An 11,595-nucleotide genomic window follows, 5' to 3' on the forward strand; every position below is an offset into this window, starting at 1 on the left:
GGAAGTCAGTATGCCGATTCTGGCAAACAAAATCGACAGGGCTCGTCAGTTTTCAGCCACCCAATTTTTCAAGCGCTAGGTGGCTGAATGATTTAGCGACTGACAGAGCGCTCTTTACGGCGCAAAGACTAGATAAGCAGCTGGCCTTTGAGGGTCGTGACCGCAGTGCCGATCAGTTTCACGCGTTGATAGGGAAGCAAAGCCATTTCGATGCGACCACCACGAGCGGACGCTTGATAGCCCGCAAGATAATCCTTCTCGAGTTTACTGCCCCAGTAACCCGCGAGGGCACAGTGAGTTGAGCCGGTCACGGGATCCTCGTTGACACCAACCCACGGCGCAAAATAGCGAGAGATAAAATCGTAAATCGGTGAATCGGAACGCGCGGTTACAACCACGCCGCGTCCAGTCAAGGTTGCAAGAGCATCAAAATTGGGAGAGAGGGCCAAAAGTGCCTCTTCACTGGTGATTTCGATAAAATCTTTCTGTTGAAACTGACCACTACAAAGGACTTCCTCTGGTTTAATGCCTAGGTGAGCCAGTTTATTGGCATCGATGTTGACGGAGAAATCGATGGGGGATTGTGGAAAGTCCATTTCAATTTTGTTCGCGCTCACCTTGACTTTCAGTTCACCCGATAAGGTATCAAAGGCGATCTCTTCGCCTGCTTTGAGTAGCCCTTGTTGTTGCATGATATGGGCGGTGGCTAGTGTGCCGTGTCCACACAGTGCCACTTCGGCTCTCGGTGTAAACCAGCGTAGATTCATGGTTTCTAAGCTTAAGAAGGCGGTTTCGGAGACGGCCATTTCAGCAGCGATCAACTGCATCAAACGTTCATCAAGCGGTTTCTCTGTAATACAAACACCAGCGGGGTTTCCTTTAAATGCTTCACGGGCAAAGGCGTCTACTTGGTAGATATCGAGTTCTGTTTTCATGTGAATGGCCAAAGCGTCAGTGCTTTTGTTCCTTAGCGTGTTTTGAGTAGCGTAGATTGGTTGATGTAGAGTAGCTCGAAAAACTCATGCATTTATCTGATAGAACTATCAAAAAATTGCATGATTTTGTCTTAATGTTGAGATGTAAGCCTATCGTCATCGAGTGATAGAGAGATTATCGAAAGGCAAGAAGTTTGTCAGAGAACTGTTTTTCAAGCTGTTTCAGCCATGTTTGGCTCAACAATGGGTGCGATTTTGCAGACACGGCCAACACGATGTCTACCTTAGGTAGTGGTGGAAAATCCCTTAGTAGCCTCACTTTGTCCCCCATGCTGAGTTTGCCCATCGCACCAATCGCAAGCCCTTGCTCCACCAAAGCGCGCTGTGCCGATGCGGTATTGCAACAAGCCAGTAGTTGGAAAGCTTGGCCGCGTTTGGTGAGGCCATCAATCGCCGCCGCGTGGTACTTACAATCCGCTTGAAAAAGAGCGAGCGGTAGGGCGGAGTGGGCTTCGACACAAAAGGTTTGACTGGCAATCCACACCCCTTGATCGGAGGTGAGCCAATAGCCCTCTTCACTGTTTGGTGCGCGAGTTAAAATGGCGCAGTCCAGCTCGCCCGCATCGAGCTTTCTTCTCAGCTCAATGCTAGGCTCACTAAACACTTGGATAGAGCATGTAGGTTGCGCTTGATGGAGCAGGGCAATCAAACTGGGGAGCACTTTCTCGTTGTAATCTTCAGGGCAGCCCAAGCGCAGCGGGCGTTTATCTTGAAAATGTTTGAGCTCCGAGAGAGTCTGATCATGTTGCGACACAAGCTGACGTGCGTGAGAAGTGAGGCGAATGCCCGCGTCGCTCAGTACTAAATAGCGCCCTTCTTTGATGAACAGCTCTGCGCCTATTTCTTCTTCGAGCTTGCGCATCTGGGCGCTAAAAGCCGACTGAGTACGGCTGATCTGTTTGGCTGCGCGGGTAAAACTGCCCGTCTCAACAAAAGCAAGAAAACTGCGTAGTGCTTCAATATCCATATTGAGTCTAATCCATCGTATTTTTAAATAGGTTGTATCAAAACTATCCGTTGGTCGTGGCAAGGAAGTTGCCCTAATCTGCGATTGAACTTAACAGAAATGGCAGGGAATGACGATGAAGTTGTATATAGGAAATCAAAACTACTCGAGTTGGTCGCTCAGAGCGTGGGTGGTGTTTGCCACCTACAACCTTGAGGTGGAAGTGGAAAAACTGGTGCTTTTTACTCCTGAGTTTTATCAAACGTTGGAAGGCATTACGCCAACGGCGAAAGTGCCGACGCTGGTGGATGGGCCTTGCACGGTATGGGACTCTTTGGCCATTTTGGAGTACGTCAATGAAACGCAACTGGCGGGTAAAGCGTGGCCTGACGATCGCGCCTCAAAAGCCAAAGCACGTGCGCTTGCGTGTGAAATGCATTCGGGTTTTCAAGCTCTGCGCAATGAGCTGCCGATGAACTGCCGAGCAAAACGCAAAGTGACGCTTTCAGCGCAAGCTCAGAAAGACGTTGCGCGCATTGATCAAATTTGGTCGCAGCAGATGGAAGCGAATCCTCATGCTTGGTTATTCGGTGAATGGTCAATTGCCGATGCGATGTTCGCGCCGGTGGCGCTTCGTTTTGAAACGTATCAAATCCCGCTTTCGGAAACCGCTCAGCTTTATCAGAACAAGGTGCTGGCGAGTGCGCCAATCCAACGTTGGTTGGCGGAGGCAGCGTTGGAAACCGATATTGTGGAGGAAGATGAAGCGGGAGAGCCGATTTAGTCATCATTCTCGTATCGTTAGTATGGAAGCAGATAACACGATTTGTCTGCTTTTCTTTTTGTCTTGGTTTTTTATCGTCTTACCTAGCACCTAGCACCTAGCACCTAGCACCTAGCACCTAGCACCTAGCACCTAGCACCTAGCACCTAGCTCCTTCCCTTTTTTCTTAAATCCATCTATTTAATGTGGTTATTTGCTTGGAAAATACCTCTAAATGGGGTGTTTTTGCTTAAAAATTTGGCTCAAAAGAATATGAAATTGATTGCTTTATGATGTGTGTCAAATTGTAAACAAAAAAAGCGGAGCGATATTGGTCAGCGTATATAGTTAACTTAGCAGCAGTATGTCGTGTTTATAGCGGTTTTCTCGGAGGAAACATGGATATGCGTCATCTCGCTTTTTGTGTTGTTTTGTTTTTTTCTCCTTGGCTCAGTGCGAGCCAACAGATTGTTTATATGGTTTCCGATCTGCGGATCCCATTTTGGCAAATCATGTGGGGAGGCATTGAGAATGAAGCAAAACAGTTGGGTTATGAAGCCGTGGTGTTAAGTGCAGAAAATGACGCCAAAACCGAGTTGGAAAACATCATCAAAGCCATCGCCCTCAAACCGAATGGCATTATTTTATCGCCGACCAATTCCTCGGCCGCGGTCACTATTCTCAAAATGGCGGAGCAAGCGAATATTCCAGTGGTCATTAGCGATATCGGCACCGAAGGCGGCACCTTTGTCAGCTATATTGAGTCGGATAACTTTTCCGGCGCCTTTCAATTAGCTCAAATACTGGCGTCGGCCATGAAAGAGAAAGGCTGGCAAAATGGTGAAGTTGGTGTGGTCGCCATTCCGCAAAAACGCAAGAATGGCATTGAACGAACGGAAGGGTTTATTGAGGCGGCCAAGCAACAGGGCATGCGCATTGCGGCGATCAAACAGCAAAAAGATTTCAGCTACCAAGAGACCTTTATTTTCACCCAAACGATGTTGCGTGAGCATCGCAAAATACGCGCCATTTGGTTGCAGGGCTCGGATCGCTACCAAGCGGCACTCGATGCGATTGATTCATTAGGTCAAAGAGACAAAGTGTTGTTGATCTGTTTTGACGCTGAGCCAGAATTCATCGATATGATCCGTTCTCAGCAGCTCGTTGGCTCAGGCATGCAACAACCTTTTTTGATGGGGGAGAGAGCAATGAACTCTCTGCATCAGTTTCTTTTAGGTCATACGGTGGCAAAAGAGCAACAACTGGAAGTACTGGCCGTGTCATCGCAAAACCTAGACAGCCTGCTCAGCACCATTCAGCGTAATGTACTTGGGCACGAAGGAGGGGCGCAATGACAGTGAGGTGGCCGCTTTTTCATCATCGGCGTTCATTAACGCTCTTTCTTAGTATCAGTATGATCATCACCTCATCCATCGTCTTCATTGGCTATGGTGTTTACAACTATTCCTTGCGCAGCGAGCACGTAGAAAGCGAGATACGTGGCCAAGCGGAAGAGAGTGCCGTGAGGCTAAGTACGACGATTTCAGGGTATGTGGACACCTACCAGATCAACGAATACGACAAACTGCTCTATACCGAAATCAACACAGAGAATCACGATGCATTGCTGGCTATCTTGGTCGATAACTTTCAAATGGCAGAGCTGACAGGGCAAAAAAGTTATCTCACTGGCTACGTGAAAAGGTCCTCTTCTCATCTGAGTGAATTTCAAAGCGAAGACTTACAACAACAAACCTTATTGAATCAGGCACTCTACCAAAAGAGTTCAGAGATCCACGATGAAGAAGGCAATCAGATCGGACGTGTGGATGTGTATGTGAGTGGGGAGCTATTGGTGCTGGAAAAGCGCTATTTGCTACTGAACATTACCGCCACCGTGTTGGTGCTCTTGTTGGTCCAAGCGTTTTTGGCCATGTTTCTTATCCGCTGGATTTTGATTCATCCACTAAATCGGATTGCCCATTCGCTTGAGCATCGAGATCAGGATGGCTTACCTATCAATATGTTGGCGCCTTCCCCTTACACAGAATTGAACATTTTAACCAAAACGGTCAATGACATGTTGAAGGTGATTTCACTGACACGAAACAAGTTGAAAGAAGAGCATGAGCGTCTGGAGAACGTGATTCGAGGCACTGACGCGGGCACTTGGTATTGGAACATCAAAACCGGTGCGGCGAGGTTTAACCCACGTTGGGCCGAAATCATAGGTTATCAGTTGGAAGAACTGATGCCTGTCTCGATTGACACCTGGATGAAATACGTTCATCCCACTGACTTAACATTGTCACAACGACGCCTATCCGATTACTTCTCCGGTAAGACAGACATCTATGAGTGCGAAGTAAGAATGAAGCACAAAGATGGCCATTGGGTGTGGGTTCTCGATCGCGGCCGTGTCGCGCAGTGGGATGACGATGGTCAACCGTTGGAGATGTTTGGCACCCATGTCGATATCAGTGAAAGTAAAGCGCGAGAGAGCCAATTGGAGCTGGCGGCCAATGTGTTTAAATACGTTCACGAAGGGATTGTGATTACCGACAGTAATGGCAGGATTGTTGATGTGAATCAGGCATTTACCTACATATCGGGCTATGAAAAATCTGAGCTTGAAGGACAAACGCTTAAACTGTTGAAGTCCGGTATGCACGATGAAGACTTCTATCATGATCTTTGGGAAATGTTGCTTTCTCGTGGTTACTGGCGGGGAGAAGTTTGGAATAAGCGTAAAGATGGTGAGGTTTGCCCCGATCTAGTGACCATCAGCAAGGTAGAAGATAGACGAGAGGATGAGATTCGTTTTGTCGCGCTCTTCTCTGACATCTCAGCGTTGAAAGAGCATGAATCACAGTTAGAAAAAATCGCTCACTATGATCCCCTGACAGAGATCCCCAATCGCTTGTTGCTTAAAGAGCGATTACTCAATGCGATGGAGCGCTCACGTCGTTATAAGCAGCGTTTGGCAGTGTTGTTTCTTGATCTCGATGGTTTCAAGCAAGTAAATGACACTTTTGGTCACGATGCGGGAGATGATGTGCTCTACCATGTTGCCGCCAGAATGAAAGATTTGGTCAGGGAAGGTGATACGTTGGCTCGCCTCGGTGGCGATGAGTTCATTATTTTGGTGCCTCGGGTGCGAGACAGCTACGACATTGAACCGCTGGCGCAGCGCTTCCTACATTCAATCAGTCAGCCTATCACCATTGGAAAAGAGGAGATTACCCTCTCTGCCAGCATTGGTGTTTCTATCTATTTTGGCGGGGAACAGCAAGATTCTGACAGCCTGATTCGACAGGCTGACCAAGCGATGTATCAAGCAAAACTGGCAGGGAAAAACTGCTACATGTTCTATAGCGACCAAACCCCAATGCGCCAACTAAACGGTTAGGGTTTCAGCGACTTAACCCTTTGGTGGCTGAGCTCGTGGCGATGGCTGTTTGGGTGTCTCGATTATCTCGCTGACTTAATCATCCCTAAGCTTTTGAGTTTACGATAAATGGTGTTGCGGCTGATGCCGAGCAATCGCGAGGTTTGGCTGATATTGCCTTGCGTCGCCTGGTAGGTCTTCACTAACGACTCATCCACTGTTGAGCGTAGGTCTTTGACTTCTTTCTCTGTGGCATCAGGTTCTATAAGTTGCCCCAGTTTTTGAGCTAGATGCGCAGGCACATGAGCCAAAGACACTGAAGGCTCACCTTGCGCCATTAAGGTGGCGACTTTCAATAAGCTGTCCAATTCGCGCAAATTACCGGGCCATGCATAGTGCAACAGTAGCGTCATCAGGTGTGAACAGATATCTTGATGTTCTTGCGCGTAACGTCGATGGATATGCTCAATGAGTGCGCTTTTATCGTCACGTTTGGCAAAACGGGGCAGCTCAATGATCAAACCATTGAGACGATAGTAGAGATCTTGACGGAACAGGCCGAGCTGCACGAGTTGTTCGAGATCTTTATGTGTGGCAGCGATAATTTGGGTATCCACCTGCCATGTTTGGTTAGAGCCAATCGGCAATACGGTTTTGTCTTGCAGCACATGCAGTAATCGGCTTTGCGCATCCAATGGCAGATCGGCAATCTCATCAAGAAATAAGATCCCTTTATCCGCTTGGCGGATCTTGCCTTGATACCCTTTGCTACTGGCGCCAGTAAATGCCCCAGCGACGTAGCCAAACAGTTCCGACTCAATCAGATCTTTCGGCAGGGCGCCACAATTGACGCAGACTAATGGTCCTTGTTTACGCTGGCTATTTTTGTGCAGCGCTTTGACAAATTCATTTTTGCCCACGCCTGTTTCACCAAGGATCAGTAAGCTAATGTCTTTATCAATCACACGATTGGCTTGTTGCCAACAGTGCTCGACAGTGGCATCACCAAAATGAAGATCGCTGGAAGGGCTTAACGCGCGGCTACGAGGGCGTTTTGCCTGCAAGGTTTTGGTTTCAAAAAACAGAGGAGAATGGCTCTGCTGCGATTGCAAAATGGCGTCTAATGATTCCCCAACCACCTGCTGTTTGGCCAGAAGTTGCCCTGCCACTTGGTTGTGCGCCACCACTTGACCGGATTCATCCGCAATGAGAATGCCTTGCCAGCCACTGTTCAACAACGATTTTTCACAAGCCAGATCCACACGAAAATGCCCTTCTGGAACTTGATTCAATAATTGGTTTTCCACCAACTGCACCATGTTTTGTACCAACACCTGTGTAGACAGATCATGTTTTTGCTGTTCGCTGGTGATGTCCAAAATGCCCACCAGATTGCCTTTGTGATCAAACAATGGGCTTGCAGAGCAACTGATAAAGCGATGGCGCTGGATGTAATGCTCATCCCCCACCACGGTGACGGGTTTGGCTTCAACTAGGGCGGTGCCAATGGCGTTGGTGCCTTTCAATCGTTCTTGCCAACAGGCGCCGGAGCTCAACGCGATCTCGGTGAGTTTTTCACGAAACTTGGGTTGTCCCCAACTGCCGATGATCACGCCTTGGTTGTCGGTCAGAATCAAACGGCTATCACTGTGGGCAAACAGTTGGTTAAACAACGGCAAAGCAAATTGAGTGATCGCATCGATTAACGCGTGATGTTGCTGGCGTCGATCTTTGAGCATCGCGGGGGAAATGCGCACATCCTCGGGGAGGCGACGCTCTTTCAAACCCGCCTGTTCGCTTCTGTCCCAAGAGTTCATCAGCCAGTTGGGTTTGCTAACATGTTGAAGTTGCATGACTGTTCCATTTTGCCACAGTTTGGGTGTACCAATTTGGAACAGTTGAACAGCGCGTATCACGCCACTCGTCGTTCCATTCTTGACAAACCCAAGTTGTTATCGTTTGGTAATCATAGTTTTACATTTAATTAACAACAAGCGTTGTGTTTCTGGCCTGTGACTTGCGTTATAGGTGACGTGAAGTAGCGCAATTCGACGCTGCGTTTTAAACCAAACGAGCAACAAAAGGACGAGTTATGATTTATGCACAACCAGGTAGTGACAACGCTGTCGTGAATTTCAAAAGCCACTATGACAACTACATTGGCGGGGAGTGGGTGAAACCGGTGAGCGGTGAATATTTCGATAATATTTCACCTGTTAACGGCCAGGCTTATTGTAAAGTGGCTCGCTCAAACGCGGCAGACATTAACTTGGCCTTGGATGCGGCGCACAGCGTTCGTTATCAATGGGCAAAAACCAGCGTGACGGAGCGTGCCAATATCTTGCTGAAAATCGCTGATCGCATTGAAGCGCATCTCGAAGAGTTGGCGGTGGCAGAAACGTGGGAAAACGGCAAACCTGTGCGTGAAACGCTGGCGGCAGATTTACCGCTGGTGGTTGATCACTTCCGCTATTTCGCCGGGTGTATTCGTGCGCAAGAAGGCAGCGCTGCGGAGCTGGATGCCAATACCGCGAGCTACCATTTCCCAGAGCCGATTGGTGTGGTTGGGCAGATCATTCCTTGGAACTTCCCAATGCTCATGGCGGCATGGAAACTGGCACCAGCGTTAGCGGCGGGCTGCTGCGTGGTTCTTAAACCAGCAGAGCAAACGCCGACCTCAATTCTGGTGCTGATGGAAAAGATTGGTGATCTCATTCCAGCTGGTGTAGTGAACGTGGTTAACGGCTTTGGCGCAGAAGCAGGCCAAGCTCTAGCAACCAGTAATCGCATTGCCAAACTGGCGTTTACGGGTTCAACCGAAGTGGGTAATCACATACTCAAATGCGCGGCGGAAAGCTTGATTCCATCGACGGTCGAACTCGGCGGTAAGTCGCCAAACATCTACTTTCCTGATGTGTTTGATCATGAAGATGCTTATCTGGACAAATGCATTGAGGGCACGTTACTTGCCTTCTTCAACCAAGGTGAAGTGTGTACTTGCCCCTCACGCGTGCTGGTTCATGAGTCGATTTATGATCAGTTCATTGCCAAAGTGGCGGAGCGTGCCAAGAGCATCAAACAGGGCAACCCGCTCGATACCGACACTCAAGTTGGCGCCCAAGCGTCGCAAGAGCAGTTTGATAAGATATTGAGCTACTTGGAAATCGGTCGCCAAGAAGGGGCAAAAGTGGTGTTTGGTGGTGAGATTGCCAAGCAAGAAAACGATCTAGCGACCGGTTACTACATCCAGCCGACTTTGCTGCAAGGTCACAACAAAATGCGTGTGTTCCAAGAAGAGATTTTTGGCCCGGTGATCGCGGTGACAACCTTTAAAGACGAAGATGAAGCGCTGGCCATTGCCAACGACACTGAGTATGGTTTAGGCGCTGGCGTGTGGACTCGCGATCAAAACCTAGCCTATCGCATGGGGCGTAACATTGAAGCGGGCCGGATTTGGATCAACTGCTACCACGCATATCCTGCACACGCCGCATTCGGTGGTTACAAAAAATCGGGCATTGGTCGTGAAACTCACAAGATGATGCTAAATCACTACCAAAATACCAAAAACTTGCTGATTAGCTACGATGTGAATCCGTTAGGTTTCTTCTAAGCGAACTGGCATTTTATACGACCAAGAAGCCCCTGACGATTGGGGCTTCTTTCTTATTGTGGTATTTACCCCAGATAAAAAATCAGCCAAAGCGAAGGGCAATGGCTGATGAAATGGGTTGTGAGTGTTGACGTTATTCCTCGTGGCTTGGATGAGCCTCCACTTCCACACGGGTGACCAGCAGTTGGTCAACTTTGTAGTTATCAATGTCCACCACTTCGAACTTGTAACCAGAGTAAATGATGGCATCCGTTCTGCGTGGGATCTTTCTCAGCATGTACATCATAAAACCGGCAATGGTTTCGTAGTTTTGTGGATGTGGAAACTCGTTGATATTGAGTGCTCGCATCACATCGGTAATTGGCGTAACACCGTCCACTAACCAAGAGTTCGGGTCGCGTGCAACGATTTGTTCTTCGCCTTCGGCCAGCACCCAGGTCCCCATCACCGCACTTTGCAGATCGTTAAAAGTGACAATACCGAGCACCAGCGCATATTCGTTCATGATCACGGCAAAGTCCGCGCGGGTATTTTTAAAGTAATCTAACGCTTCTGAAAGGCTCAAAGTGTCAGGAATAATCGGGCAGCTCTGCACCATGCTGCTGTCTTTGACGTTTAATGTATGACCGTTAATTAAACGAGTAAGCAGTTCTTTGGAATCGATGTACCCTTTGATGGCATCGAGTTGACCATCACACACCAGAAACTTGTGGTGAGGATCTTCGGCGATCTTCTTTCTCAGCGTCTCTTCATCGTCTTCAAGCGAAAGGAAGGTCAGGCTTTCGCGTGGCGTCATGGCAGAGGTGACGGGCACCGACTGCATCTCAAACACGCTTTCCATCATTTTTTGTTCGCCGCGATCAAGCACGCCCGCCTCAGCGCCTGCATCCATCACTGCATAAATATCGTCAGAGGTAATGTCGTCGTTGCGCTCGGCAGGAATGCTCAGCAGTTGGAAAATCAGGTTGGCTAAGCCGTTAAAGACAAAAATAAATGGCTTGAGAATGGAAATGCAGACCAACATCGGGCCGACCAAGGTCATGGCGATTTTTTCTGGCACCGCCATAGCGATGCGCTTGGGCATTAAGTCGGCAAACAAAATAAACATGCTGGTGACTAAAAAGAAGGAGAGGAAGAAACTCACCTGTGCCAACCAAGCTGCTGGGACAACACCGTCAAGAGCGGCTTTGATGTAAGGCGTGAAGGCAGACTCACCCACAATACCGCCCATGATGGCCACAGCGTTAAGGCCAATTTGCACCACGGTGAAGAAGTTACCCGGATTGGCTTGCAGTTCAAGCACTTTGGTTGCGCGCTCATCTCCTTCGTCAGAAAACTGCTTTAAGCGAATTTTTCTGGCGGCGGCAAGTGCAATTTCTGACATAGAGAAAAAGCAGCTGGATAAGATCAGGGCAAAGATGATTGAGAGATTCTCAAATAGACTCATGTTAGTTTCCAAGTTTTCTTCAGGGTTACCACACCGAATGAATGGGAGAGAAAGGGCGTGGTTTGTCTGCTAAACAAATGAGAGGTTCGGACGGGATACTCAGCAAGCGAGATACAGGCTGTTTCTGCTTATTGGTTCGAGTTCGCCTCGGCTCTGATATTCTATACCTAAGCCGGGAAGAGATGAAGCTGCTCACCCATTTCTCACGGTGATTTTTGTGGGTAAAAATCATCTAAATTATTGAATTGTTGAATATTTATAAATCCACTGAATTATTGACTGAACCTCTCATATTGAATCTTTTCAGTATGGCATTTTGGAACTGCACTCTCATTCCGTTCAATCTTCATTTTTAAATTGCTTGTCTCATAAATGATAATTAAATCCTAACCTACTTATTAATAACAATATTTCTTAGATTTTTAGAGAAATGTTGTGGGTTA

The 11,595-nt window shown here is 48.0% G+C and carries 8 protein-coding genes; 4 read left to right on the forward strand and 4 right to left on the reverse strand.

Annotated elements, in window-relative coordinates; translation table 11 throughout:
* Nucleotides 1-128 precede the first annotated feature (128 nt).
* Nucleotides 129-935 carry a PhzF family phenazine biosynthesis protein gene (locus CIK04_RS11910; protein ID WP_176463325.1) on the reverse strand — a complete coding sequence of 269 codons (807 nt, stop codon included), beginning with the start codon at nucleotides 933-935 and terminating at the stop codon, nucleotides 129-131.
* Nucleotides 936-1,110: 175 nt separating this feature from the next.
* Nucleotides 1,111-1,962, reverse strand: coding sequence for a LysR family transcriptional regulator (locus CIK04_RS11915; protein ID WP_045608979.1), 852 nt, complete (start codon nucleotides 1,960-1,962; stop codon nucleotides 1,111-1,113).
* A gap of 115 nt (nucleotides 1,963-2,077) precedes the next feature.
* On the opposite strand from CIK04_RS11915, the gene CIK04_RS11920 reads away from it, so the two are divergent.
* The 3 genes from CIK04_RS11920 to CIK04_RS11930 all read left to right on the forward strand — a co-directional run bounded on the left by CIK04_RS11920 (nucleotide 2,078) and on the right by CIK04_RS11930 (nucleotide 6,113).
* A complete protein-coding gene (locus CIK04_RS11920) occupies nucleotides 2,078-2,725 on the forward strand; it encodes a glutathione S-transferase family protein (protein WP_170937752.1) in 648 nt (215 codons plus the stop codon).
* Nucleotides 2,726-3,102: 377 nt separating this feature from the next.
* Nucleotides 3,103-4,059 (forward strand): substrate-binding domain-containing protein, encoded by a 957-nt coding sequence (locus tag CIK04_RS11925; protein ID WP_072609469.1) that lies wholly within the window; start codon nucleotides 3,103-3,105, stop codon nucleotides 4,057-4,059.
* Nucleotides 4,056-6,113 carry a sensor domain-containing diguanylate cyclase gene (locus CIK04_RS11930; RefSeq protein WP_097352257.1) on the forward strand — a complete coding sequence of 686 codons (2,058 nt, stop codon included), beginning with the start codon at nucleotides 4,056-4,058 and terminating at the stop codon, nucleotides 6,111-6,113. The genes CIK04_RS11925 and CIK04_RS11930 overlap by 4 nt, the downstream gene beginning before the upstream one ends.
* A gap of 62 nt (nucleotides 6,114-6,175) precedes the next feature.
* Here CIK04_RS11930 and CIK04_RS11935 read toward each other — a convergent pair whose 3' ends face one another.
* Entirely contained in the window at nucleotides 6,176-7,945 is a 1,770-nt protein-coding gene (locus tag CIK04_RS11935) for a sigma-54-dependent Fis family transcriptional regulator (RefSeq protein ID WP_097352256.1), read from the reverse strand.
* Between the two features lie 239 nt (nucleotides 7,946-8,184).
* Here CIK04_RS11935 and CIK04_RS11940 point away from each other — a divergent pair, with 239 nt between their 5' ends.
* Complete coding sequence (locus tag CIK04_RS11940; protein ID WP_097352255.1) at nucleotides 8,185-9,705, forward strand: aldehyde dehydrogenase family protein; 1,521 nt, start codon at nucleotides 8,185-8,187, stop codon at nucleotides 9,703-9,705.
* Nucleotides 9,706-9,838: 133 nt separating this feature from the next.
* On the opposite strand, the gene CIK04_RS11945 is transcribed toward CIK04_RS11940, so the two are convergent.
* A complete protein-coding gene (locus CIK04_RS11945) occupies nucleotides 9,839-11,152 on the reverse strand; it encodes a hemolysin family protein (RefSeq protein ID WP_026050658.1) in 1,314 nt (437 codons plus the stop codon).
* Between the last annotated feature and the right edge of the window lie 443 nt (nucleotides 11,153-11,595).

This window comes from Vibrio sp. 03_296, assembly GCF_002265885.1.